Here is a 23,331-nt window from a genome sequence, read left to right as displayed (position 1 = left end):
CGAACGCCCCGGGCGCTCAGCCGCGCGTGAGCCATGGCCGCAGCAGCTTGCTGACGGCGGGCATGGCCACGTACGTCATCAGGGTGCTGAACACGACCGTGAAAGCGGCCGTCCGCAGTACGAAGGGCAGGCCCACCAGGTACGGCCCGAGCACCGCGTTGCCGAGCAGCGAGATCGGGAAGATGGCCAGCCCCGAGCTGATCGCCATCTTCCAGCGCGGGGGCGCGGGCCGGGTCGTGCCCGGCTTCGCGAACCAGGTCTCCATGCCGTGCAGTTCGCGCCGAGCTATCTCGTGGTGGTGGTGACCTTGGCAGTTGGCGAAGAACGCCGCGCGCTCCGGGGACTTCTGCCAGGCTTCGAAGGCGGCCTGGTTACGGAAGCGGTGCACCAGGAACCAGGGAGCGCCCTTCGCCGCCGGCCGGAACAACCCGTACCCGAGGTGGTCCGGGAAGCCCGCGGCGGTCTCCAGGATCCCGCGCGCCCACGCCTCGAAATCCTCCTCGTGCCCGGGCTCGACCTGCCGGGCGATGAGGAGGCTCACCTCACCGTTGTCGGCGGGCACGCTGTGTTCGGTCGTCTCGGTGATGGCCATCGGGCCAGGATGACTAGTTGGTGCCGATCTTGGCCAGCAGGTCCACGATGCGGCCCTGTACATCGGCGGTCGTGGACCGCTCGGCGAGGAACAGCACGCTCTCGCCGGAGGCCAGCCGCGGTAGTTCGGCCGGGTCGATGCCGGTGGCCGTGTAGACGACGAGCGGGGTGCGGTTCAGCTGCCCGTTGGCGCGCAGCCAGTCCACGATCCCGGCCCGCCGGCGGCGTACCTGCATCAGGTCCATGACGACGAGGTTGGGCCGCATCCGGCTGGCCAGCTCCACGGCGTCGGTGTCGGCGCCCGCCCGCGCGACCTGCATGCCGCGCCGCTCCAGGGCGGCGGTCAGCGCGGCGGCGATCTCGTCGTGCTCCTCGATCAGCAGGACCCGTGAGGGGTGCTGCTCGCTGTCGCGCGGTGCGAGCGCCTTGAGCAGGACGGCCGGGTCGGCGCCGTACGCGGCTTCGCGCGTGGCGTGCCCGAGTCCGGCCGTGACGAGGACGGGTACCTCCGCGGCGACCGCGGCCTGACGCAGCGACTGCAGGGCGGTGCGGGTGATGGGCCCGGTCAGCGGGTCCACGAACAAGGCGGCGGGGAACGCGGCGATCTGCGCGTCCACCTCCTCGCGGGAGTGCACGATCACCGGGCGGTATCCGCGGTCGCTGAGCGCCTGCTGGGTCTGTGCGTCGGGCGCGGGCCACACCAGCAGCCGGCGCGGGTTGTCCAGCGGCTCCGGCGGGAGTTCGTCGTCCACGGGAAGCGGTACGGGCCGGTTGACCACCTCGACCGCGCCGCCGGGGCCGTCGAGCGGCTCGGGCCCCTCGTCGGAACCCGCCTCGGGGGCCCCTATGGCGAAGGCGCGGCCCTCGGGCGAGGGCTCGGAGAGGCGGCGGCGACGGCCGGAGCCGCCCGCGTCCACCGAGATGCCCTGCCCCAGCGTGCCGAGAGCGCGCACACTGATCGGCTGCGAGGCCTCCGACGGGTCGTCCTGCGGCTGCCGGGCACCGGGTACGGGGACGGGACCCGCGCCGGAGCCCGCCGCGGGGTCGCCGTCCTCGGAAGCGGTACGGGCCGCGGGCACCGGCCAGGCGGGAGCGTCGGGCAGTGCGCGACGCCGCCCGGTCGGCGGTACCGGCCCGGGTGCCTCCGGGGCAGCCGCAGGGGCGGCTTCGGGGGCGTCGGCCACGGGGGCGCCGAGCACCCGACGCGCACGGCGGCCGGCCGGAGCGTCCGTGTCGGCCTCGGCCGGAGCGGGAACCGCCCCGGCGCCCGGGGCGGGAGCGGGTCCGGCGGGCAGCGCGAAGCCGCCCTCCGGGGCGATGGGGCGCGGGGGAACGGGAGCCGCGAGCCCGGCCGCGGGAACCGGACCGCCCTGCTGCGGGAACGGACCCGCCGCCGGTCCGGCCGGCGCCGCCGGGCCCAACGCGCGGCGGCGACCCGCCGGATGCTGGGTCAGCGGAACGGGCGGCACCGCGGGCACGGGCGGCAGCACCGGCATCGCGGTCCCCTGCGGAGGCACGGGCTGCTGCGGCGCGGACTGAGGGGCCACGGGCTGAGCGGACACGGATTCGGAGGCAACGGGCTGCGGGGGCACGGGCTGCTGACCGCCGGGGCGCCGGGAAGCGTCCGGCCCGCCGTTGTGGTCCGCACTGCCGTCGCCGTCCCGACCACGCCTGCGCCCCGTACCCAGCCCGGCGGGGTTCACCGGGGACTGCGCCAGCTCCGGGCCGCCCGGACCGGAGCCGTCGAGCGTGCCGTCCGCGCGGCGCCGCCCCGACGACAGGGCGAGCGCGCCCCCGCCCTCCCGCGGCCCCTTCGCCTCGTCGGCGGCGTCGTCCAGGAACGCGTCCACCCCGCGGCGGGCCCGTCGCCCCCCGGCCTCGCCCGTGGCTGCGGCGCCGTCCTTGCCGTCCGGCTTCACCCCGGCCCCGGCGGCCGCAGGCTCCTCCGGCTCCGGGTCCGGCAGCGTCACCGTCCCGGCTCCCGCACCCAGCGGCAGCTCCAGTACGTAGGTACCGCCCGGCGCACCGGGCACCTCGACCGTCTGGAGGACACCCCCGTGCGCGGCCACGATGCCCCGCACGATCGGCTCGTGCACCGGGTTGCCGCCCTCGTACGGCCCGCGCACCTCGATCCGTACGACGTCACCGCGCTGCGCGGCGGCCACGACGATCGTCGAGTCGCTGTACCCGCTGCCCTGGCGGGTCTTGCCCGTGGCGTCCACCCCGGCGACATCGGCCACCAGGTGCGCGAGCGCGGTCGCGATCCGCTCCCCGTCCACCTCGGCCTCGATCGTCGGCGCGTGCACCGCGAACTGCGCCCGGCCCGGCCCGATCAGCTCCACCGCGCCGTCGACACCGGCCGCGACGACCTTGTTGATCAGCGTCTTTTCCTTGGCGAGCTTGTCGCTGCCCGCGTCCAGCCGCTGGTAGCCCAGCACGTTGTCCACGAGAGTGGTCATCCGCGAGTAGCCGGCCGCCAGGTGGTGCAGCAACTGGTTCGCCTCGGGCCACAGCTGGCCCGCGTCATCGGCGGCCAGCGTCGCCAGCTCCCCGCGCAGCTCCTCCAGCGGCCCGCGCAGGGACTCGCCGAGGACCGCCAGCAACTGCGCGTGCCGCGCGGCGAGGGCGTCGTACGGGCGCCGGTCGGTGAAGGTCATGACGGCGCCGACGAGCAGCTCACCGTCCCGTACGGGCGAGGTGGTCAGGTCGACGGAGACCGGCTGCCCCGCCTTGTTCCACAGCACCTGGCTGCGGACCCGGTGCTTGCGGCCGCTGCGCAAGGTGTCGGCCAGCGGGGATTCCTCGAAGGGGAAGGGCGAGCCGTCCGCGCGCGAGTGCTGGATCAGCCCGTGCAGTTCGCGGTTGCCGAGATCGGTGGCCCGGTAGCCGAGGATCTGCGCGGCGGCCGGGTTGACGAGCACCACCCGGCCGTCGGTGTCCGTGCCCACCACGCCTTCCGCGGCGGCGCGCAGGATCATCTCCGTCTGCCGCTGGGAGCGGGCCAGCTCGGCCTCGGTGTCCACGGTCTGGGAGAGGTCCCGTACGACGAGCATCAGCAGCTCGTCGCCGGTGTACGCGGGCTGCGGCTCGCGGTAGGCGTCGCGGCCGTCGAGATGGGCTGCGGTGACCTCGACGGGGAACTCGCTCCCGTCGGTGCGCCGGGCCGTCATCCTCTTGGGTTTCGCCCTGCCCTCTTCGTCGTCCCCGGGACGGCGCATCGAGCCGGGGATCAGCTTCGAGTCGAACTCGGGCAGGAGGTCCAGCACTCCACGGCCGACGAGGCCGGTACCGGGGCTCTCCATGATTTCGAGGGCGATCGAATTCGCGTTCACCACGGTGCCGTTGGCGTTGACGAGCAACAGCGCGTCAGGAAGCGCGTCGAGTATTGCTGCGAGGCGAGCAGCGCCTCGGGATGGCCTGCTGCTCACGACGAGCTTCCTCCCTGACCACGACTACCGGCATGTCACGGGAGGAGTCTAAGGGCACCGCCCCGCGGCGGGATGGCCGATGCGGGGCGGATAACGCACATCCTTCGCATCCTCCCAGGTCAGGAACGCCCACTCGGAAGCACAGGTTCCAGGGTGTTCCACCGGTCGATCTCGCATCCGTTCTTCCGGCGGAAGGTGGTGTCCACCTTCTTGCCGTGCCAGGTTCCCTTGATCCGGGCGGTGGCCGGACCCCCGTCGACCATGGTGCAGATCCGGCGGTCGGACACCGGGGCGAAGGGGTCCTTTCCCTCCTTCGCGAGCGCGTCGAGGCGGGCGCAGGCGTCCTCCGCCTTCGGGTGGTTCCCGCCGACGGGGTCGCACTCCAGCCGGTACTCGCCGTCGGTGCGCGGGTTGCCCGTGTCGGACACGTCGATGGTGAGCCGGTCGGGTGTCGACAGCAGCCGCTCCAACGGCAGGGGTGGCAGCGGTCCGGCGGCCGCGGCGGCCAGGGCTGAGGTGACGGCGAAGGCGGCGAGACGCAGCATGGGGCACTCCAGGTCGTCCGTACGTCGTACGCCTGGCAAACGACCCGCGCGCCCCGACGTTGCGTGCGCTCCGACGCGTGCGTGTGTACGCGCCTCACCCGCCGGGCGCGCCGGCCAGTGGAAGCGCTCCCGTGGATGCCGTTAAGGCTTTGCCCCGGGCCCGCCGTTCCTTGTACCGTGGGAGCGGATTGGTGACCGGCCCCGCGCCTGTGTCATCATCTGCACGCACCCTCGTCCGCGAGGGTGTGCTGGAGGCGTCGCCTAGTCCGGTCTATGGCGCCGCACTGCTAATGCGGTTTGGGGCTTACCCCCCATCGAGGGTTCAAATCCCTCCGCCTCCGCACCTCGCCGAAGCCCCGGTCCTCATGGATCGGGGCTTCGGTGCGTTTCGAACGCCTCAGGAGGGGTACCGAGCTCGCCGCCGGGAGCCGCGCGAGGACTTCCGGATGATCTCCCTCCGCCCTGTTTCCGCAGGTCGGCAGCGGTGGGGCTAATGGATTTCGCGTCCCGCCGAGGTCCATGTATTGTTGTTCTCGCAAGGCCAACGGGGCGCAAAACCCCGAACAGCCCAAGCACTCGTAGCTTAACGGATAGAGCATCTGACTACGGATCAGAAGGTTGCAGGTTCGAATCCTGCCGAGTGCACAGCCGAAGAGGCCCCCCGGTTCGCCGGGGGGCCTCTTGCGTTGTGTGCGTCAGGGGCGGTGGACGCGGGGGAGGCCGGTGACCGAGAGGACCAGGGAGTAGAGCGAGGTGGTGGCGGTGATGAAGAGGCGGTTGTTCTTCGGACCGCCGAAGGCGATGTTGGAGACCGGTTCGGGGACGCGCAGCCGGCCGATCAGGCTGCCGTCCGGCGCGTAGCAGCGCACGCCGTCCTGCATCGCGGCCGCCCAGAGCCGGCCGTCGTCGTCGAAGCGGATGTTGTCCACCGAGGGGCATGCGGCGAAGACCCGGTCGGCCGTCAGGGTTCCCGCGTCGGTGACCTTGAAGGCGCGGATGTGGCCCGCGCGGGTGTCCGCCGCGTACAGCTCGCTCTCGTCGGGGGAGAAGACGAGGCCGTTCGGGCCCAGGAAGCCGTCCGCGGCCAGGCGGACCTCGCCCGTCGCCGGGTCGGCGCGGTAGAGGTTGCAGGCGCCGATCTCGCTCGGCGCGCGCCGGCCCTCGTAGTCGCTGGTGATGCCGAAGTCCGGGTCCGAGAACCAGATCGAGCCGTCGGAACGCACCACCGCGTCGTTCGGGCTGTTGAGGCGCTTGCCCTCCCAGCGGTCGGCGATGACGGTGAGGCTGCCGTCCGGCTCGGTGCGGGTGACGCGCCGGTTGCCCTGCTCGCAGGTGATCAGGCGGCCCTCCCGGTCCAGGGTGTTGCCGTTGGGGTGCCCGGCCCCGGTGCGGAACACCGAAACGGCGCCGGTGGCCTCGTCCCAGCGCAGCATCCGGTCGTTCGGGATGTCGCTCCACACCAGTTGGCGCCAGGCGGGCAGGTAGAGGGGGCCTTCCGCCCAGCGGCAGTCGTCGTGGAGCCGCTCCAGGCGGGCGTCGCCGTTGGCGCAGCGGCCCGTGCGGAAACGATCGTCCAGGATCTCGTACAGAGTGAGGTCCGCGATGGATGACATCTTTCCCCCGTGTCGTCAGTGAGCCGAATCCTGTTCGGCACAATGGTGAGATTGCAGGATCAGGTACTGTTTTCGCAAGCGTTGGCGGGCAGACGAGGGGAAGATCGCGTGGATGACATCGACCGGGCGCTGCTCCAGCGGCTCCAGGAGGACGCGGGTCAGTCGTATGCCGCCCTCGGCGGGGCCGTCGGGCTGTCGGCGGGGGCCACGCACGAGCGCGTACGGAAGCTGCGGGAACGCGGAGTCATCCGGCGGACCACGGTCGACGTGGAACCGGCGGCCGTCGGGAGCGGGGTACTGGCGTACGTGATGGTCGACTCGAACGCCTGGATGGGGGACTCCAGGGCCGCGTTCGAGGGCATCGCCGAAATCCAGGAGGCGCACATCATCGCCGGCAGCGCCTCCGTGCTCGTCAAGGTACGGACGGGCTCGACCGAGCAGCTGCAGGACGTACTGCGCCGTCTCTACGCCATCGACGGTGTCAGCGGGACCCAGGCGACCGTCGTCCTGGAGACCTTCTTCGAGCGGCCGCTCCCGCTGTGACCTGGTGGTGCACCGGCATCCGGTGGCAGGACGGCAGCCCCGGCATCGGCTGGTACGCAGCCGAGCGCGGGGAGCGCGACAGCCCGCTCGGGTACGGACAGCGGCTGGCCTTCTCGGCCCGGGGGGAGCGGCACTGCCTCGGGGTGCGGAGGGCGGGCAAGCGCACGCCGTGCCCCGCGCACCGGACGGTGCCGGGCCGGACCGGGAGCGCCCAGTGCCCCGAGTGCGCCCGGCTGGACCGGTCCTTCTCGGTGGCCGCCGACACCAACGCCGCCGATCCGCGCCCCTACCGGGTGTACCTGGCCTGGTTCGGGCCCGGTCTGATCAAGGTCGGCATCACCGCCGAGGAGCGCGGCCCGGCCCGGCTGCTGGAGCAGGGCGCGGTGACCTGGGCCTGGCTGGGGCGCGGCCCGCTGATGGCCGCGCGGCGCACCGAGGAGCTGCTGCGGGCGGCCCTCGGGGTACCCGACCGGATCGCCTACGCCCGTAAGCGGGCCGTACGGGGCCGGCTGCCGTCGTCGGCCGAACGGGCCCGGGAGGTCGCCGAGCTGCACGCCCGGGCCGTGGCGCTGCCGGGCTGGCCGGAGTCCCTGGAGCCGGTGCACTGCGAAGTCGGCGACCACGCGGCGGCCTTCGGACTGGACGCGCTGCCCACGCCGTCCCGGGTGGTCACCGAGCTGGTGCCGGGCGGAACCGTGGCAGGGCTGCTGGTCGGCGCGGCCGGGCCGGATCTGCACTTCGCGGACGGGCTCGTGGTGGACGCCCGGCTGATGGCCGGCTGGGAACTGGCCGTCGCGCCCGGGGACGCCGTCACGGACGTGCCGCTCACCGGGATCGAACCCCCTGCCGACGCCGAGCAGGGCGGCCTGTTCTGACCTGCCCGCATCCCGGGGTCACCAAGGTCAAAACTTGGATCCCTTTGGTGCCGCGACCCCCTTTCGGGGTGGACACGCGCAGAGCCGCCGCGGAGGGTGGTTGCCATGAGCATCCAGCCCGCACCGCCCTACGAACCGCCTTATGTGATGGCCGTCTTCACCAATGTCCGTACCCCTGACGACACCGGTTACCAGGAGACCAACGATCGGATGAACGAGATCGTCCGGGCCAACCCCGGCTTCCTCGGCTACGAGTCCGCACGCACCCCGGGCGGTCTCGGCATCACCGTCGCCTACTTCCGCGACCACGACTCCCTCACCGGGTGGCGGGAGGACCTGGAGCACCAGGCGGCGATGGCACAGGGCCGCGCCGAGTGGTACGAGAGCTACACGCTGCACGTCGGCACCGTCGAACGGAGTCACGGCTATGTACGCGACCACGGCTGAGGCGGTCCGCGCCTTCCGCGACCGGCTCGCCCTGCCCGGGCTGGTCGACGTGCACACGCACTTCATGCCCGAACGGGTCCTGGACAAGGTGTGGGACTACTTCGACGCCGTCGGCCCGCTGACCGGAGTCGAGTGGCCCATCACCTACCGGCACGAGGAGGAGCAGCGGGTCGCGCTGCTGCGCGAGTTCGGGGTGCGGGCCTTCACCGCCATGCTGTACCCGCACAAGCCGGCGATGGCCGCCTGGCTCAACGCGTGGTCCGCGGACTTCGCCGCGCGGACCCCCGACTGCCTGCACACCGCGACCTTCTTCCCGGAGGACGGCGTGGCGGAGTACGTGGTCCGGGCCCTGGAGGCCGGAGCCCGGATCTTCAAGGCGCACCTCCAGGTCGGCGCCTACGACCCGAACGACGAACGGCTCGAACCGGTCTGGGGAGTGCTGGCCGAGGCCGCCGCCCCGATCGTGATCCACTGCGGCTCGGGACCGGTGCCGGGCAAGTACACCGGACCCGAGCCGATCGCCCGCCTGCTGGCCCGGCACCCCAGGCTGCCGCTGGTCATCGCCCACATGGGCATGCCGGAGTACGCCGACTTCCTCGACCTGGCCGACCGGTACCCCGAGGTCCGACTCGACACCACCATGGCCTTCACCGACTTCTCCGAGCAGTTCAGCGGCTTTCCGGCGCAGGACCTCGGACGGCTCGCGGACCTCGGCGACCGGATCCTGCTCGGCACCGACTTCCCGAACATCCCCTATCCCTACGAGCACCAGCTGGCCGCCCTCGAACGGCTCGGGCTCGGGGACGATTGGCTGCGCGCGGTCTGCCACGACAACGGCGCCCGGCTCTTCCGGCTGGCCTGAGCCCAAACGGCCGGGCCGTCGCGACCGCCGGTTCTCAGGAAATTCACAGCTAGGCGCAAGAACGCTCTCAGAGGTCGCGTCCAGCGTGTACGCATGACTGCGACGACCACCTCCCACGCGTCCACGTCCACCGGCAAGCACACGGCCCTCGTCCGCCCCGACGGCGGCCCGTGCCGGGTGCTCGTCGTCGATGACGAGGCCGCGCTCTCCGAACTCCTGTCCATGGCCCTTCGCTACGAGGGATGCGAGGTCCGCAGCGCCGGCGACGGGGCGACCGCGCTGCGGGCGGCGCGGGAGTTCCGCCCGGACGTGGTGCTCCTCGACATCATGCTCCCGGACATGGACGGCCTCGCCGTGCTCGGCCGGCTGCGCCGGGAGCTCCCGCACGTGCCGGTGCTGTTCCTGACCGCCAAGGACTCCGTCGAGGACCGCATCGCCGGGCTGACGGCGGGTGGCGACGACTACGTCACCAAGCCGTTCAGCCTCGAAGAGGTCGTGGCCAGGCTGCGCGGCCTGGTCCGCCGCTCGGGCGCGGCGCAGGCGGCCCGCGGCGGCTCGGTACTGGCGGTCGGTGACCTGCGGCTCGACGAGGACAGCCACGAGGTGACCCGGGGCGGCCAGGAGGTCCACCTGACCGCCACGGAATTCGAGCTGCTGCGCTACCTGATGCGCAATCCGCGCCGGGTGCTGAGCAAGGCGCAGATCCTGGACCGGGTGTGGTCCTACGACTTCGGCGGCCAGGCCAACGTGGTCGAGCTGTACATCTCCTACCTGCGGCGGAAGCTGGAGAGCGGACCCGGATGGCCGCCCATGATCCACACCCGGCGGGGCGCCGGTTACCTGATCAAGCCGGCCGAGTAGTGGCCGTACGGCTTCCCAGGCGCCGGACGCGGGGCGGACCCGAGCATGTGCGGCCGGGGCGTCGGGTAAGGCGCCCCTGGTCGCTGCGGTCCCGTCTCGTACTGGCGGCGGTGGCGCTGATCGCCGTCGTCGGAGCGGCCATCGGCGCCGTCACCACCTTCGCACTGCGCCAGTACCTGGTCGAGCAACTGGACGACCAGCTGCGCGCCTCCATCACGATGGCCACCCGGGGCCCCGGCGCCGGGAAGGCCGCCCGGGAGGGCAGCCTCGGTTTCGTCCTGGCCGGAACCCCGCCGGGCGCGGCCGGGATCCGGATGGACGAGAACGGCAAGGTCATCGGCACCGCCCGCAACGCCGCGGTCGGCGGCCCCGAGCTCGACCACCGCCAGCCCCTCACCGAAGCCCAGAGCGCGGCTCTGGCGAAAGCCGCCCGCAAGGCCGCTCAGGGCCGGCCGAGGCCCCTGGACGTGGATCTGCCGGATCTCGGCAGCTACCGGGTACTCACCGCTCCCGACGGGAGCGTCGTGCTGGGCTTCCGGCTCGGCGAAGTCGACTCCACCGTCCGGACGCTGATCGCGGTGGAGGTCTTCGCGACCCTGGCCGGCCTGATCGCGGCCTCCCTCGCCGGGCAGGCCCTGGTCGGCGTGGCGCTGCGCCCGTTGCGCCGGGTGGCCGCCACCGCCACCCGGGTCTCCGAACTCCCCCTGCACAGCGGTGAACCCGCTCTGCACGAGCGGGTGCCCGACGCGGAGGCCGACCCCCGGACCGAGATCGGCCAGGTCGGCGCGGCCCTCAACCGGATGCTGGGCCATGTCTCCTCCGCCCTGACCGCCCGGCAGCAGAGCGAGACGCGGGTACGCCAGTTCGTGGCCGACGCCAGCCACGAGCTGCGAACCCCGCTGGCCTCGATCCGGGGCTACGCCGAACTGACCCGCCGGGGCCACGAGGAACCCGGCCCCGACACCCGCCACGCCCTGGGCCGCATCGAGTCCGAAGCCACCCGGATGACCGGCCTGGTCGAAGACCTGCTGTTGCTGGCCCGGCTCGACGCGGGCCGGCCACTTGCCACCGGTGACACCGCCACCGACCTCGCCCCGCTCGTCGTCGACGCCGTCAGCGACGCCCGGGCCGCCGGGCCCGGGCACCACTGGCGGCTGCACCTGCCGGACGAGCCGGCGCCCATCCGGGCCGACCCGGCCCGGATCCAGCAAGTCCTGGTGAACCTCCTCGCCAACGCACGCACCCACACCCCGCCGGGTACCACCGTCACCGCGCACGTTTCACGTGAAACAGTCACCGAAGCACCTGACCTCGGAACACGAGATGTTTCACGTGAAACGCCTCACGTCCGGCTACGGGTCGAGGACAACGGGCCGGGGATTCCGGCCCAGTTGCTCCCGCACGTCTTCGAGCGGTTCGCCCGGGGCGATGCCTCCCGGTCCCGGGCCGCCGGTTCCACCGGCCTCGGCCTCGCCATCGTGCAGGCAGTGGTCACCGCCCACGGGGGCCGGGTCGAGGTCCGCAGCCGGCCCGGACGGACCTGCTTCGAGGTACTCCTTCCCCTCGCGGACGCCCAGCAGCGAACCGGCTCACAGACGGAGCACAGGCTCAGCACACAGCGGTGACAGCCCGCCCGAGGAGGGTCGGGGCATGCCAACCGACACCTCTCCCGGCTCCGGAGCCCTCCCGGCCCGTGTGCACCTGGCACCCGTGCCCGGTGAGCCCGTACTCGACGTGGTGATCCCGGTGTTCAACGAGGAGAAGGACCTCGGCCCCTGCGTGCACCGGCTGCACGATCACCTCACCAGGACGTTCCCGTACCCCTTCCGCATCACCATCGCCGACAACGCCAGCACGGACCGGACCCCCGACGTCGCAGCCGCCCTGGCCGCCGCCGTGGAGGACGTCCACAGCACCCGGCTGGAGGAGAAGGGGCGGGGCCGAGCCCTGCGCACCGTCTGGTCCCGTTCTCAGGCTCCCGTCCTCGCCTACATGGACGTGGACCTCTCCACCGACCTCAACGCCCTGCTGCCCCTGGTCGCCCCGTTGATCTCCGGTCACTCGGACCTCGCCATAGGCACCCGGCTCGCGCGCTCCTCCCGCGTGGTGCGGGGAGCCAAGCGGGAGTTCGTCTCCCGGGCCTACAACCTGCTGCTGCGCTCCTCCCTCGCCGCCCGCTTCACCGACGCCCAATGCGGGTTCAAGGCCATCCGGCGCGACGTCGCGCAGCGGCTGCTGCCACTGGTGGAGGACTCCGGCTGGTTCTTCGACACCGAGCTGCTGGTGCTGGCCGAACGGGCCGGCCTACGCATCCACGAGGTACCGGTGGACTGGGTGGACGACCCCGATTCCACCGTCCACATCGCACGCACCGCCGCGGAGGACCTCAAGGGCGTCTGGCGGGTCGGCAGAGCGCTGGCCGTCGGCGCACTCCCGCTCGACCGGCTCGCCCGCCCCTTCGGTGACGACCCCCGGGACCGCACCGCACTGCCCGGCGTTCCCCGCGGACTGGCCCGCCAACTCCTCGGCTTCTGCGCGGTGGGGCTGCTCAGCACCCTTCTCTATCTGGCGCTGTACTCGGCGTTGCGCTCCGTCTTCGGGCCCCAGGCCGCCAACGCGGCCGCCCTGCTGCTCTCCGCCTTCGCCAACACCGCCGCCAACCGCCGGCTCACCTTCGGGGTGCGCGGCCGTGCCCGGGCGGTGCGCCACCAGGTACAGGGGCTGGTGGTCTTCGCCATCGGCCTCGCCCTGACCAGCGGGTCACTCGCCGCACTGGGTGCGGCCGCCGCCCATCCCGGCCACAGCACCGAACTCGCCGTTCTGATCACCGCCAACCTCGCTGCCACCGTGCTGCGCTTCCTGCTCTTCCGCGCCTGGGTCTTCCCCGAGCCGCGCGGCAACCCCACAAAGGACGACTTCCGATGACGACGGCAGCAGTACCCCTGTTCCCACCCGCCCCACCGGCCGCCACCACCGCGACGACGAGCGGCCGGCCCCGCTGGGAACGTCCCGCGTACACCGTGCTCCTGCTCCTCACCGGCGCCCTGCTGCTGTGGAACCTGGGTGCCTCGGGCTACGCGAACTCCTTCTACTCGGCCGCGGTGCAGGCGGGCGCCGAGAGCTGGAAGGCCTTCTTCTTCGGCTCCTCCGACGCCGGGAACTCGATCACCGTCGACAAGCCCCCGGCCGCCCTGTGGCCGATGGCCCTGTCGGTGCGGCTCTTCGGGCTCGGCGGCTGGCAGATCCTGGTGCCGCAGGCCCTGATGGGCGTCGGTACCACCGCCGTGCTCTACGCGGCCGTACGACGCCAGTTCGGCCCCGTGGCGGCGCTGCTGAGCGGTGTGGTCTTCGCCCTGACGCCCGTCGCGGCCTTGATGTTCCGTTTCAACAACCCGGACGCGCTGCTTGCCCTGCTGATGACCGTCACCGTCTACTGCGTCCTGCGGGCCCTGGACGGAGCACGCACCGGCTGGCTCGTCGGGGCCGGAGCCGCGGTCGGACTCGCGTTCCTGACCAAGACCCTCCAGGCCTTCGTCATCCTGCCTCCGCTGGCGCTGCTGTACGCGCTCTGCGCTCCGACGCGGCTGCGCAGGCGACTGGGTCAGCTGCTGCTCGCCGCAGTCGCGATGGTGGTGGCCGGAGGCTGGTGGGTGGCCGTGGTGGAACTGTGGCCCGCCGGGTCCCGGCCCTACATCGGAGGCTCGCAGAACAACTCGTTCCTGGAACTGACCCTCGGCTACAACGGGCTGGGCCGGATCAACGGCAACGAGACCGGCAGCGTCGGCGGCGGCGGGCGCCCCGGCGGTGGCGGGGGCGGAGGCTGGGGACAGACCGGCATCGACCGGCTGCTCACGGGCACCATCGGCGGTCAGATCTCCTGGCTGCTCCCGGCGGCCCTGGTCATGCTCGTCGCAGGCCTGGTGATCACTTGGAGGGCCCGCCGGGCGACCGATTCGCTGGAGAGCATGGCCCGCGCCTCCTTCCTGGCCTGGGGCGGCTCGTTGCTGATCACCGGGCTGGTCTTCAGCTACATGCAGGGGATCTTCCACGAGTACTACACCGTGGCCCTCGCACCGTTCCTGGCCGCGCTCGTCGGCATGGGCGTCGCCGTGCTGTGGGAGGAGCGGGGAAGCCGGGCGGCGTCCCTCACCCTCGCCGGAAGCCTCGCGCTCACCGCGTACTGGGCCTTCGTGCTGCTCGGCCGCGCCACCGGATACCTGCCGTGGCTGCGGTGGACGGTGCTCGGGGCGGGCGTCGGCGCCGCCGTCGCGCTGCCCTTCGCCGCGCGGCTGGGCCGCAGGGCGCTGCTGGCGGTTGCGGGCGTCGGTCTGGGCGCGGCGCTGGCGGGCCCGTTCGCGTACTGCCTGACCACGGTGAACACCCCGCACGCGGGCTCCATCGTGACGGCCGGACCGGCGGTGGCGGGCGGCGGCCCGGGCGGCCGGGGCATGCGCGCGTTCTACCTCCCGGGCGGTGGCATGCCCCAGGGCGGCCCGGGCGGCGGCCCCGGGATGCGGCCCGGCGGACGACCTGCCGGGTTCCCCGGTGGCACCAGGCCTGGCGAGGCCGGCCCTTGGGGCGACGTGCGGGGCAATGCTCCCCGCGGCGCCGGCGGACTGCTGAACGGCACCCGGACGAGCGCGGAGGCCACGGCCGCACTGCGGGCCGACGCCGGCCGCTACACATGGGCGGCGGCGTCCATCGGTTCGCAGAACGCGGCGAGCTACCAACTGGCCTCCGGGGTGCCGGTGATGCCGATCGGAGGCTTCAACGGCAGCGATCCCTCGCCGACCCTGGAGCAGTTCAAGGCGTATGTGAAGGCCGGCCGCATCCACTGGTTCATCGGCCAGGGCGAAAGCCAGGCACAGGGCGAGACCCCGGGCCAGGGGCTGCCGCAGCCGCAGGCCCAGGGCCAGCCCCAGGGCCAGCCCCAACCGCAGGCCCAGCCCCAGGGCGGAGCCGGCGGGGAGGCCACCGGCCTACGACGCGCGGGCGCCGGCCCGGGCGGTGGCACCAGCAGCGCCATCGAGACCTGGGTGAAGGCCACCTTCAAGGCCACCTCGATCGGCGGGGCCGTCTTCTACGACCTCACCGCGCCCGCCACCACGACGCCCTGATCCGGCCCCCGGCCCCGACGCGCGGCGGCCCGGCCTCGGCCCCGACGCGCGGCGGCCCGGCCCCGCCCGCGAAGGGCGAGGTGCCGCAGACGAGGAACTCGCCTGCGGCACCCTGGCCGTTCCACCCCTGTACCGGGTGCCCTGCTACTCGACCCGGGCGGCCGCCGGTACCTCCTCGACGGCGCTCGTCGCGGCCGGGGCGTGCGCCGCCGGCTTCGACCTCAACGCGACCTCCTTGATGAACAGCACCAGCAGCAGGGCGAGCAGCGCGCACGGGGCGGCGTAGAGGAAGACGTCACCGACTCCGTGCCCGTACGCGGATTCGATGACGGTCCGCAGCGGCGCGGGCAGCTTGTCGAGGTCGGGGATCCCGCCCCCGCCGGCGCCGTGCGCCATGGCCACCGCCTTCGGGCCGAGCGCGGTCAGCCCGTCCGTGACGTAGTGGGTGACCCGGTTCGCCATCACGGCGCCGAGCGCCGAGACGCCCATGGCGCCGCCGAGCGAGCGGAAGAAGGTGACGACGGAGCTGGCCGCGCCGAGGTCCTGCGGGGCCACCTGGTTCTGCGTGGCGAGGACCAGGTTCTGCATCATCATGCCGAGGCCGAGACCGGTCAGCGCCATGTAGATCGCGATGTGCCAGTACGGGGTGTCGTAGCGCAGCGATCCCAGCAGGCCGAGGCCGGCCGTCAGCAGCACCCCGCCGGCCACCAGCCAGGCCTTCCAGCGACCGGTCTTGGTGATCACCTGACCGGAAACGGTGGAGGAGACGAAGAGGCCGCCGATCATCGGAATCGTGAGGATTCCGGACATCGTGGGGGACTCGCCGCGGGCGAGCTGGAAGTACTGGCTGAAAAAGACGGTGCCGGAGAACATCGCGATGCCGACGAACAGCGAGGCCGCCGAGGCGAGGGAGATGGTCTTGTTGCGGAACAGGCGCAGCGGGATGATCGGGTCGCTCGCCCGGGACTCGACGAGGAGGAAGAGCAGGCCGAGCACCACGGCGCCGCCGGTCATCGCCAGCGTGGTCCAGGAGATCCAGTCGTAGGAGTCCCCGGCCTGGGTGACCCAGATGAGCAGCAGGGAGACCGCGCCGCTGATCAGGAACGCGCCCAGCCAGTCGACCTTGACGTCACGACGGACCACCGGGAGCCGCAGGGTCTTCTGGAGCACGATCAGCGCGATGACGGCGAAGGGGACGCCGACGTAGAAGCACCAGCGCCAGCCGAGCCAGTCGGTGTCGGTGATGACGCCGCCGAGCAGCGGGCCGCCGACGGTGGCGACCGCGAACACCGCACCGAGGTAGCCGCTGTAGCGGCCCCGCTCGCGCGGGGAGATCATCGCGGCCATCACGATCTGGGCGAGGGCGGACAGCCCGCCGACGCCGATGCCCTGGACCACGCGGCAGGCGATCAGCATGCCGGTGTTCTGCGACATGCCGGCGACGACGGAGCCGAGGACGTAGACGACCAGGGATATCTGGACCAGCAGCTTCTTGCTGAACAGGTCGGACAGCTTCCCCCACAGGGGGGTCGCGGCCGTCATCGACAGGAGGGCGGCGGTGACGACCCAGGTGTAGGAGGACTGTGTCCCGCCGAGGTCGCTGATGATCTGGGGCAGCGCGTTGGAGACGATCGTGGAGGACAGGATCGCCACGAACATGCCGAGCATCAGCCCGGACAGCGCTTTCATGATCTGCGGGTGCGTCATGGGCGCGCCGTCGGACGTGGTCCCCGACCGGCCGTCTCCCCGCACACCGGTGGGTGTGGTCGTAGCCATGTGGTTCCTTGAGTACTAGAAGATCGACACGTACTAGAAGCTCGATCGGAGCCGGGCCAGCAGGGTGTTGAGTGCGTCGATGTCCTCGGCCGACCAGTCGGACAGCGCGCTTTCCAGGGCACTCGTGTACCGGGCGCCGAGCTCGGCGAGGACGGCGCGTCCGGCCGGGGTGAGGCGCAGGATCCGGCAGCGGCCGTCGCCGGGGTCGAGGGCGCGTTCGATCCAGCCGCGGTCGGCCGCGTGGGCGACGTGTCGGCTGCTCACCGAGATGTCGATGGCCATGAACTCGGCGAGCCGGCTGAGCCGCATCTCGCCGTGCCGGTCGAGCACGGTGAGGACGGCGGCGGAGCCGGCCGGACAGTCCGCCGGCAGGATCCGGGCGAGGTCGCGCTTGACCGCGCCGATCCCGGTGAGCTGGCGGGCCAGTTCCTCGTAGCGGGTGGCCGGCGTGGTGCCGGCGTTGCGAGCCGTGTGCGTGGCCATCCGGCGCCCCCAATCTTGTTGCTTAGGGCAACCATAGAAGAGGTTGGTTGCTACAGGCAAATGGATTAGCCGGGCCGGGCGGTAAAGGAATCGGAAAAGCCGCTAGGGTGCGGAGCCATGGCTGCGAACCACAACTCACCCGGCCCCGAGGGCAACTACGACCCGGCGGGCAGCACCCAGATGTTCCGCGCGTTCGTCGAGGAGGCCGAGCCGGTGCGCGCCACCGTGCCGGGAGCCCGTCGGCGCCAGCCGGCGAAGGCCGCCCCCAAGACCGGCTTGTGGCTGGGTCTGGGGCTGGCCGCACTCGTCGTGATCGTGGCGGTGGCCTGGCTGGCGCTGGGCTAAGGGGCTGTCCCGCAATCCCCGGCGGGCGCGCGGCGGATTACCGGAGAGCCCTTGGCCCGTCCCTCGCGTGGCTCCGGGGCGTCAGCTCCAGGCGGCGGTGACGTTCCGGGTCTCCACGTGCATGCCCAGGGGCACCCGCCAGGCCTCGACGCAGACCGTGTAGGTCTGCGTCTTCGACGTGCCGCCCGGGATCGGGGCGGGCAGCGGCTGGGTCGTGGCGATCGTGGCCCAGTCGATGCCGAGGGCGCCGATGATGTGCGTCGCGAAGCTCACCGTGCCCGAACGGGCGGCGGTGGTACCGGTGTTGGTGAAGGCGACCGTGACCCGCTCGCACCAGCGGTCAGCGGCCGCCGAACGGAGCGGGGCGCCGAGCGTCAGCCGCGCCGGAGTCGCCGGCGGTGGGGTCGTCGGCGGGGGGGTCGGCGGCGCCGGGTTCGCGGTGCCCGGCCTGCCCGGGCTGGACGGGGGTGTGGATCCCGCCGGCCCCGGGGGCCCGGGGCTGTGGGGGGTGCCGGGGGTGGTGGTGGCGGGCGCGGGGTCCGGAAGTGCGCCCGCGGTCGCGGAGCCGCCGGGGGCGGTGGACGTGGCTCCGCCCTGGGCGGAGGCGGCCGGGGTCCCCGCGTCCCTCGAACCGGGCGACGTATCACTGGGGGCCGAGGCCGCGGCGCCGCCCGACGGCGGGGCTCCGAGCTGCTGGAACTCCACGTCCCCGCGCGGCGGTACGTTGCCACCCGGGCCGGAGGGCGCCGCTCCCACGGCGACGTAGCCGTCGCGGGCCGGGCCGCCGCAGCCGCCGAGGGCCAGGGCGGCGACGGCGCCGCAGAGGGTGAGTGCTGCCGCCCGGCGGGTTCCCGTTCGCATCGCGCCAGTGTCACTGACGATCCGTCACATGGGAAGCGGGCGGCAGCGGTCCGGGCAGCAGCGGTCCGGGGGCAGCCTGCCGGACTACTCGCCGATGAGGCCGACGCGCAGCTGCGCGAGCGTGCGCGTGAGCAGCCGGGAGACATGCATCTGGGAGATGCCGACCTCCTCGCCGATCTGCGACTGCGTCATGTTGGCGAAGAACCGCAGCATGATGATCTGCCGTTCCCGGGGCGGGAGTTTGGCCAGCAGCGGCTTGAGCGACTCCCGGTACTCGACCCCTTCGAGCGCGCTGTCCTCGTACCCGAGGCGATCGGCGAGGGAGCCCTCGCCGCCCTCGTCCTCGGGCGAGGGGGAGTCGAGCGAGGAGGCGGTGTACGCGTTGCCGACGGCCAGGCCGTCGACCACGTCTTCCTCGGAGACGCCGAGGACGGCCGCCAGCTCGGGAACGGTCGGGGACCGGTCCAGCTTCTGGGCGAGCTCGTCACTGGCCTTGGTGAGGGCCAGGCGCAGCTCCTGGAGCCGGCGCGGGACGCGCACGGACCAGGAAGTGTCCCTAAAGAATCGTTTGATCTCGCCCACGACCGTCGGCATGGCGAAGGTCGGGAACTCGACACCGCGTTCGCAGTCGAAGCGGTCGATCGCCTTGATGAGCCCGATGGTTCCCACCTGGACGATGTCTTCCATCGGCTCGTTGCGGCTGCGGAAGCGGGCCGCCGCGTAGCGCACGAGGGGAAGGTTCAGCTCGATCAGGGTGTCGCGTACGTACGCGCGTTCGGGGCTGTCCACGTCCAGGGCGGCAAGTCGCTGGAAGAGGGAGCGGGAGAGCGTGCGGGTGTCGATGGCTTCCGAGCGGTTGGACACTGCCGGCAGTTCACGCTTGACGAGCGTGAGCACCTTGGAGCTGCCCTGGTCTACGGACATGCCACCCCCTTGAGGTCGCGGACGGTCGCGCTTCTCTGCGCGCCCGTCGGAGGAACGCAGCCTCCACCTGAATACCGGAGGCGGGGCTGCGGCAAACGCGGTTCCAGCAGAATGTCACATGTCGGCAACACGCTGTAGCGCCATGTCGACATGTATCTCCAGCGACAGAACGGAATGAGCCCGGTCTGTCGGGAAACGCGCCAGGTGATCTCCACCCGTTCCGGTTACGCCTCGATCCTGTTTGCGGATCGCAGGCGCGCGAAGCTCCGGGCGAGCAGCCGGGACACGTGCATCTGGGAAACCCCCAGCTCAGCGCTGATCTGCGACTGCGTCAGGTTGTTGTAGTACCGGAGCAGCAGGATCCGCTGCTCGCGCTCGGGCAGCTGCACGAGGAGGTGCCTGACGAGGTCCCTGTGCTCGACGCCGGCCAGTTCGGGGTCCTCGTAGCCGAGGCGGTCCAGCAGGCCGGGCATTCCGTCGCCCTCCTGGGCGGCTTCGAGCGAGGTTGCGTGGTAGCTCCGGCCGGCCTCGATGCAGGAGAGCACCTCGTCCTCGGTGATGCGCAGCCGCTCGGCGATCTCGGGGGTGGTGGGGGTGCGGCCGTGCAGCGTGGTGAGGTCCTCGGTGGCGGCGTTGACCTGCACCCACAGCTCGTGGAGGCGGCGCGGGACGTGGACGGTGCGCACGTTGTCGCGGAAGTACCGTTTGATCTCCCCGACCACGGTCGGCATCGCGAAGGTCGGGAACTGCACCCCGCGGTCGGGGTCGAAGCGGTCGATCGCGTTGATCAGCCCGATCGTCCCGACCTGGACGACGTCCTCCATCGGCTCGTTGCGGCTGCGGAAGCGGGCCGCCGCGTACCGGACGAGGGGGAGGTTGGCCTCGATCAGGGCCCCGCGGACCCTGGTGTGGTCACGGCTGCCGGGCTGCAGGTTCTTGAGCTGCCCGAACAGCACCTGGGTCAGGGCGCGGGTGTCGGCGCCACGGCTCTGCGGCCTGGGGGCGGGCGGGGGCTCGGACGGGGACTCCGGCAGGGGGTCCGGCGCGGACTCCTGCTGCAGGGGGACCTGGGGGTCGTGGGGCGGCTCGGTCGTCTTCGTCTGCTTCGCGGGTTCGGTCGGTTCCGGGGGTTCCTGCGCGCTCTGGGGGCTCTGGGGATCCTGCTGGGGTGGCACCTGAGGCGCAGTACTGGCCGGCACGGTCACGCCACCCCTTCAGTCAACTATCCGTCAAAAGCGGTCATAGCATCACAAGAGATGCGCACTGTGCGCAAGCACCCTATAACGCCGTGTTGAGGGTAGATTTCCTAGATTGGGCATATCGGGATATTCCCCCTGAACACGGATAACACAAAAAGCCCCCCACCCGTCGGAGTGGGGGGCCGGGAAGTCCGGAATCCGCTTCAGCGTACGGGTTCAGCGCACCAGTTCGGTCATGAACTCGCCGATCCCATGGGCGGCATCCGAGATCCCCTGGAAGCCTATTTGGACCATATCGGCGGCTTTGACGGGTTGAGTGATGATCACGAAGAGCACGAAGACGACGAGCGCGCCCATGACGATCTTCTTGGTGTCCACGAGCGGTGTCGGCCTCCCCAACCGGTCCTGCTGAGTCGGGTGAGTCTAACCGGTCACGTTTGGACACTCACCTGACCTTTAAGGACCAATGGCCCGTCGGTACGGGCCCTTTGTCGCTCCCCGGGTGTGAGGGGACGACGCAGGATGGGACACGAGCCCACCGGTTCTGGCAGGAAACCGGCGGGTGAGGGAAAGGACCTCGCTGCGGGGTCCGGTCCGCGGGCATCCCCTGATCGCGGCTCGGATCGGCAGGTTCGGTCTCATCGGGGGAAGCGGCTTGTCCCCCCGATGCCGCTTCCCCCGTCCACACGTGAAGGTCCCGGCTGCGGCCGGGGCCTTCTGTGCGTCGCAGCCTTCTTGCGCTTCCGGTCCTTCTGGGCGTCGGGGGCCGGTGAGTTGCGGGGGTCGGCCGGGGTACAGGGGGGCGGCGGCTGCCGGCGGGGAGCCTGCGGGGGCCGGTCAGCCGATGGCGCCGGCCAGGTCCGTGATGGGCTGGACGGGCGCGATCACCGGCGCGAGGTCGTTCGGGAGGTCCGTCAGCCGGTTGAGCTGGTTGAGGGCGTTCAGCGTGGCACCGATGTCCTGGACGGAGCCGGGCATCGCACCCTTCGGCATGCCCGGGGCGGCCTGCGGCAGGTCCGGGAGGGTGAGCGGGGCGATGGGCGCGGCGGAGGCGGCGGGCGCGGCGAGGCCCGCGGCGGCCCCCGCGAGGGCGAAGGCGGCGAGCATGCGCTGGGTCTTGGTCATGCCGTGACAACGGCCGAGGGGGCAGCCGGTCACGCGGTGGTCCCCCGGAGGGCGGCCGTACGGGCGCCGCGAGCCGGTCCGGCGGGAGGCCGGGGACGACGGCAGGCCGGGGAACGGCGAGAGCCCGGGAACGACGTGAGGCCGGGAACGACGTGAGGCCGGGAACGACGAGAGGCCGGGAACGACGAGAGGCCGGGAACGACGAGAGCCCCGACCCTTGCGGGGCGGGGCTCTCGATCAGAGCGGTAGCGGTGGGATTTGAACCCACGGATAGCTTGCACCATCACACGCTTTCGAGGCGTGCTCCTTCGGCCGCTCGGACACGCTACCGAGAGAGAGCTTAGCCCAAAGAGAGCCGTGCTCTGAAATCCGTATCCGGTGCCGTGCCACGAGCCGCCCGGGGACGGTCGGGGACGGTCGGGAACGGGGTGGTTCAGAGGTCGCGGAAGAAGTCCGTCAGCTGCCGGGCACACTCGTCGGCGAGCACGCCGCGGACCACCTCCGGCCGGTGGTTGAGCCTGCGGTCCCGTACGAGGTCCCAGAGCGACCCCGCCGCGCCCGCCTTCTCGTCATCCGCTCCGTAGACGACCCGAGCCACGCGGGACTGCACCAGGGCGCCCGCGCACATCACGCACGGCTCCAAGGTCACCACCAGGGTGCACCCCGTCAGCCGCCACTCCCCGAGCGCGGCGGCAGCCCGGCGCAGCGCGAGCACCTCGGCGTGGGCCGTCGGGTCGCCGGCCGCCTCGCGCTCGTTGTGCCCGGTGGCGAGGAGCTCCCGGTCCGGGCCGAGCAGGACGGCGCCGACCGGCACGTCGCCGGCCGGCACCGCCAGGGCGGCCTCCTGGAGCGCCAGGCGCATGGAGTCCCGCCAGGGGTCCCGCACGGGGTCGGGACCGGGGTGGTGCGTGTGGTGCTCGGTGATCACTAGCGGACGGCCTCCAGCACCTCGGTCGCGCCGAGCGACTCGGCGATCTCCGAGAGGGCGTCCCCGTCGAGGGCCATCAGTTGCTTGTGGCTCACGCCGAGGTCGTCGAGCAGCCGGGGGTCGCCGAGCGGACCGGCCGGTACCGGCTCGGCGCCGCCGCGGACCCCTTCGTCCGCGTCGTCGTCCTCGGCGGAGAAGGCGGCGATGGCGTCCTCCTCGCCGTCCTCCGTGCCGTCCAGGTCGAGTTCGTCGAGTTCGTCGTCCTCCTCCTCGCTGCCCAGCAGCTCTTTGGTCAGCATCGAGCCGTAGGAGCTGCGGTCGGCCGCGGAGGCGTTCGATACGAAGTACCGAGGGTCCTCCTCGCCGTCCACGCGGATGACGCCGAACCAGGCGTCCTCCTGCTCGATGAGGGCGACCACCGTGTCGTCGTCGACAGCGGCGGACCGGGCGAGATCGATCAGATCACTCAAGGACTCGACGTCGTCGAGTTCCATGTCGCTCGCTTCCCACCCGTCTTCGGTGCGCGCGAGCAGTGCGGCGAAGTACACCGTGACTCTCCCACTGGTCGTAGGCGTGCCGGTTGGAGGTCCCCCCGGCCTGAGGTTGGGGTCGGAACGGCCTTGTGCGAGCCGTTCGTACCCCGCCCCATCGGCATCGTGGCAGAAACGGCGGCTTTGCGAGAGGTCTTCCGCGCTTGCGTCGTCCCGTGCCGTGGGCTCCGCGGGTTGTGCGGGGGCCGCGTTGGGAGGGCGGGACCCGGTCCCGGCGGTGGGCGTGTCACCCCCGGGGACCGGCCGTCCGGAGGGGC

The 23,331-nt window shown here is 72.2% G+C and carries 22 protein-coding genes and 3 tRNA genes; 11 read left to right on the top strand and 14 right to left on the bottom strand.

The genetic code is table 11. The annotated features are described in order from the left end of the window. Positions 1 to 16 precede the first annotated feature (16 nt). The 3 genes from ACIA6C_RS19540 to ACIA6C_RS19530 all read right to left on the bottom strand — a co-directional run bounded on the left by ACIA6C_RS19540 (position 17) and on the right by ACIA6C_RS19530 (position 4,564). Entirely contained in the window at positions 17 to 592 is a 576-nt protein-coding gene (locus ACIA6C_RS19540; protein ID WP_366082221.1) for an antibiotic biosynthesis monooxygenase, read from the bottom strand. Between the two features lie 13 nt (positions 593 to 605). After that, on the bottom strand, positions 606 to 4,019 hold the full coding sequence (locus ACIA6C_RS19535; protein WP_399277435.1) for a PAS domain-containing protein: 3,414 nt from the start codon (positions 4,017 to 4,019) through the stop codon (positions 606 to 608). A gap of 119 nt (positions 4,020 to 4,138) precedes the next feature. After that, positions 4,139 to 4,564 carry an SSI family serine proteinase inhibitor gene (locus ACIA6C_RS19530; protein WP_361131028.1) on the bottom strand — a complete coding sequence of 142 codons (426 nt, stop codon included), beginning with the start codon at positions 4,562 to 4,564 and terminating at the stop codon, positions 4,139 to 4,141. Positions 4,565 to 4,814: 250 nt separating this feature from the next. Between ACIA6C_RS19530 and ACIA6C_RS19525 the strand changes: the two genes are divergently transcribed. After that, a tRNA-Ser gene (locus ACIA6C_RS19525) sits at positions 4,815 to 4,905 on the top strand. A 231-nt stretch (positions 4,906 to 5,136) separates the two neighbouring features. After that, a tRNA-Arg gene (locus tag ACIA6C_RS19520) sits at positions 5,137 to 5,209 on the top strand. Positions 5,210 to 5,259: 50 nt separating this feature from the next. Here ACIA6C_RS19520 and ACIA6C_RS19515 read toward each other — a convergent pair. Further along, positions 5,260 to 6,177 carry an SMP-30/gluconolactonase/LRE family protein gene (locus ACIA6C_RS19515; RefSeq protein WP_399277432.1) on the bottom strand — a complete coding sequence of 306 codons (918 nt, stop codon included), beginning with the start codon at positions 6,175 to 6,177 and terminating at the stop codon, positions 5,260 to 5,262. 108 nt (positions 6,178 to 6,285) lie between these two features. On the opposite strand from ACIA6C_RS19515, the gene ACIA6C_RS19510 reads away from it, so the two are divergent. From ACIA6C_RS19510 to ACIA6C_RS19475, 8 genes are all read left to right on the top strand, one after another. Then, positions 6,286 to 6,720, top strand: coding sequence for an Lrp/AsnC family transcriptional regulator (locus tag ACIA6C_RS19510; protein ID WP_399277430.1), 435 nt, complete (start codon positions 6,286 to 6,288; stop codon positions 6,718 to 6,720). After that, positions 6,717 to 7,595, top strand: coding sequence for a DUF2797 domain-containing protein (locus ACIA6C_RS19505; protein WP_399277428.1), 879 nt, complete (start codon positions 6,717 to 6,719; stop codon positions 7,593 to 7,595). Before ACIA6C_RS19510 ends, ACIA6C_RS19505 begins: the two co-directional genes overlap by 4 nt. Positions 7,596 to 7,700: 105 nt before the next feature. Further along, on the top strand, positions 7,701 to 8,042 hold the full coding sequence (locus tag ACIA6C_RS19500) for an antibiotic biosynthesis monooxygenase family protein (RefSeq protein ID WP_399277426.1): 342 nt from the start codon (positions 7,701 to 7,703) through the stop codon (positions 8,040 to 8,042). Further along, a complete protein-coding gene (locus ACIA6C_RS19495) occupies positions 8,023 to 8,904 on the top strand; it encodes an amidohydrolase family protein (RefSeq protein ID WP_399277423.1) in 882 nt (293 codons plus the stop codon). The genes ACIA6C_RS19500 and ACIA6C_RS19495 overlap by 20 nt, the downstream gene beginning before the upstream one ends. A gap of 93 nt (positions 8,905 to 8,997) precedes the next feature. Then, a complete protein-coding gene (locus tag ACIA6C_RS19490) occupies positions 8,998 to 9,765 on the top strand; it encodes a response regulator transcription factor (RefSeq protein WP_361131046.1) in 768 nt (255 codons plus the stop codon). Positions 9,766 to 9,875: 110 nt separating this feature from the next. After that, the gene (locus ACIA6C_RS19485; RefSeq protein ID WP_399277420.1) at positions 9,876 to 11,390 is read left to right on the top strand and encodes a sensor histidine kinase; all 1,515 of its coding nucleotides are present in this window, start codon (positions 9,876 to 9,878) and stop codon (positions 11,388 to 11,390) included. A gap of 25 nt (positions 11,391 to 11,415) precedes the next feature. Beyond that, positions 11,416 to 12,690: a glycosyltransferase gene (locus ACIA6C_RS19480; RefSeq protein ID WP_399277418.1), complete on the top strand. Its 1,275-nt coding sequence runs from the start codon at positions 11,416 to 11,418 to the stop codon at positions 12,688 to 12,690. Continuing rightward, positions 12,687 to 14,882, top strand: a complete 2,196-nt coding sequence (locus ACIA6C_RS19475; RefSeq protein WP_399277416.1) for a glycosyltransferase family 39 protein — start codon at positions 12,687 to 12,689, stop codon at positions 14,880 to 14,882. Before ACIA6C_RS19480 ends, ACIA6C_RS19475 begins: the two co-directional genes overlap by 4 nt. Positions 14,883 to 15,026: 144 nt before the next feature. On the opposite strand, the gene ACIA6C_RS19470 is transcribed toward ACIA6C_RS19475, so the two are convergent. Next, positions 15,027 to 16,658: an MDR family MFS transporter gene (locus ACIA6C_RS19470; RefSeq protein WP_399277414.1), complete on the bottom strand. Its 1,632-nt coding sequence runs from the start codon at positions 16,656 to 16,658 to the stop codon at positions 15,027 to 15,029. Positions 16,659 to 16,691: 33 nt separating this feature from the next. Further along, on the bottom strand, positions 16,692 to 17,141 hold the full coding sequence (locus ACIA6C_RS19465) for a MarR family transcriptional regulator (protein WP_366081186.1): 450 nt from the start codon (positions 17,139 to 17,141) through the stop codon (positions 16,692 to 16,694). 117 nt (positions 17,142 to 17,258) lie between these two features. On the opposite strand from ACIA6C_RS19465, the gene ACIA6C_RS19460 reads away from it, so the two are divergent. Continuing rightward, on the top strand, positions 17,259 to 17,486 hold the full coding sequence (locus ACIA6C_RS19460) for a hypothetical protein (protein WP_366081185.1): 228 nt from the start codon (positions 17,259 to 17,261) through the stop codon (positions 17,484 to 17,486). 81 nt (positions 17,487 to 17,567) lie between these two features. Here ACIA6C_RS19460 and ACIA6C_RS19455 read toward each other — a convergent pair whose 3' ends face one another. The 8 genes from ACIA6C_RS19455 to ACIA6C_RS19420 form a co-directional block, all read right to left on the bottom strand. After that, positions 17,568 to 18,347, bottom strand: coding sequence for a hypothetical protein (locus ACIA6C_RS19455; RefSeq protein WP_399277411.1), 780 nt, complete (start codon positions 18,345 to 18,347; stop codon positions 17,568 to 17,570). An 84-nt stretch (positions 18,348 to 18,431) separates the two neighbouring features. Beyond that, a complete protein-coding gene (locus tag ACIA6C_RS19450) occupies positions 18,432 to 19,271 on the bottom strand; it encodes an RNA polymerase sigma factor SigF (RefSeq protein ID WP_190185484.1) in 840 nt (279 codons plus the stop codon). A 224-nt stretch (positions 19,272 to 19,495) separates the two neighbouring features. Further along, positions 19,496 to 20,305 carry an RNA polymerase sigma factor SigF gene (locus ACIA6C_RS19445; RefSeq protein WP_399278005.1) on the bottom strand — a complete coding sequence of 270 codons (810 nt, stop codon included), beginning with the start codon at positions 20,303 to 20,305 and terminating at the stop codon, positions 19,496 to 19,498. A gap of 381 nt (positions 20,306 to 20,686) precedes the next feature. Further along, positions 20,687 to 20,848: a hypothetical protein gene (locus ACIA6C_RS19440; RefSeq protein WP_190185482.1), complete on the bottom strand. Its 162-nt coding sequence runs from the start codon at positions 20,846 to 20,848 to the stop codon at positions 20,687 to 20,689. A gap of 459 nt (positions 20,849 to 21,307) precedes the next feature. Continuing rightward, positions 21,308 to 21,595 (bottom strand): hypothetical protein, encoded by a 288-nt coding sequence (locus ACIA6C_RS19435; RefSeq protein ID WP_399277409.1) that lies wholly within the window; start codon positions 21,593 to 21,595, stop codon positions 21,308 to 21,310. A gap of 243 nt (positions 21,596 to 21,838) precedes the next feature. Further along, positions 21,839 to 21,925 (bottom strand) — tRNA-Ser (locus ACIA6C_RS19430). 103 nt (positions 21,926 to 22,028) lie between these two features. Further along, positions 22,029 to 22,457 (bottom strand): tRNA adenosine(34) deaminase TadA, encoded by a 429-nt coding sequence (tadA, locus tag ACIA6C_RS19425; RefSeq protein ID WP_361131155.1) that lies wholly within the window; start codon positions 22,455 to 22,457, stop codon positions 22,029 to 22,031. A gap of 65 nt (positions 22,458 to 22,522) precedes the next feature. Continuing rightward, positions 22,523 to 23,071, bottom strand: coding sequence for a hypothetical protein (locus tag ACIA6C_RS19420; RefSeq protein ID WP_399277407.1), 549 nt, complete (start codon positions 23,069 to 23,071; stop codon positions 22,523 to 22,525). Positions 23,072 to 23,331 lie beyond the last annotated feature (260 nt).

This window comes from Streptomyces sp. NPDC051578 (genome assembly GCF_044454045.1).
GTDB lineage: Bacteria > Actinomycetota > Actinomycetes > Streptomycetales > Streptomycetaceae > Streptomyces.
Note: the sequence above shows the minus strand (reverse complement) of the source record. Positions and strands in the feature narration are given on the sequence as shown.

Coding starts and splice junctions, on each gene's coding strand:
- ACIA6C_RS19480 (WP_399277418.1), top strand. CDS start 11,416: ATGCCAACCGACACCTCTCCCGGCTCCGGAGCCCTCCCGGCCCGTGTG.
- ACIA6C_RS19450 (WP_190185484.1), bottom strand. CDS start 19,271: ATGTCCGTAGACCAGGGCAGCTCCAAGGTGCTCACGCTCGTCAAGCGT.
- ACIA6C_RS19475 (WP_399277416.1), top strand. CDS start 12,687: ATGACGACGGCAGCAGTACCCCTGTTCCCACCCGCCCCACCGGCCGCC.
- tadA (WP_361131155.1), bottom strand. CDS start 22,457: ATGCGCCTGGCGCTCCAGGAGGCCGCCCTGGCGGTGCCGGCCGGCGAC.
- ACIA6C_RS19515 (WP_399277432.1), bottom strand. CDS start 6,177: ATGTCATCCATCGCGGACCTCACTCTGTACGAGATCCTGGACGATCGT.
- ACIA6C_RS19455 (WP_399277411.1), bottom strand. CDS start 18,347: ATGCGAACGGGAACCCGCCGGGCGGCAGCACTCACCCTCTGCGGCGCC.
- ACIA6C_RS19465 (WP_366081186.1), bottom strand. CDS start 17,141: ATGGCCACGCACACGGCTCGCAACGCCGGCACCACGCCGGCCACCCGC.
- ACIA6C_RS19435 (WP_399277409.1), bottom strand. CDS start 21,595: ATGACCAAGACCCAGCGCATGCTCGCCGCCTTCGCCCTCGCGGGGGCC.
- ACIA6C_RS19495 (WP_399277423.1), top strand. CDS start 8,023: ATGTACGCGACCACGGCTGAGGCGGTCCGCGCCTTCCGCGACCGGCTC.
- ACIA6C_RS19470 (WP_399277414.1), bottom strand. CDS start 16,658: ATGGCTACGACCACACCCACCGGTGTGCGGGGAGACGGCCGGTCGGGG.
- ACIA6C_RS19490 (WP_361131046.1), top strand. CDS start 8,998: ATGACTGCGACGACCACCTCCCACGCGTCCACGTCCACCGGCAAGCAC.
- ACIA6C_RS19540 (WP_366082221.1), bottom strand. CDS start 592: ATGGCCATCACCGAGACGACCGAACACAGCGTGCCCGCCGACAACGGT.
- ACIA6C_RS19460 (WP_366081185.1), top strand. CDS start 17,259: ATGGCTGCGAACCACAACTCACCCGGCCCCGAGGGCAACTACGACCCG.
- ACIA6C_RS19530 (WP_361131028.1), bottom strand. CDS start 4,564: ATGCTGCGTCTCGCCGCCTTCGCCGTCACCTCAGCCCTGGCCGCCGCG.
- ACIA6C_RS19500 (WP_399277426.1), top strand. CDS start 7,701: ATGAGCATCCAGCCCGCACCGCCCTACGAACCGCCTTATGTGATGGCC.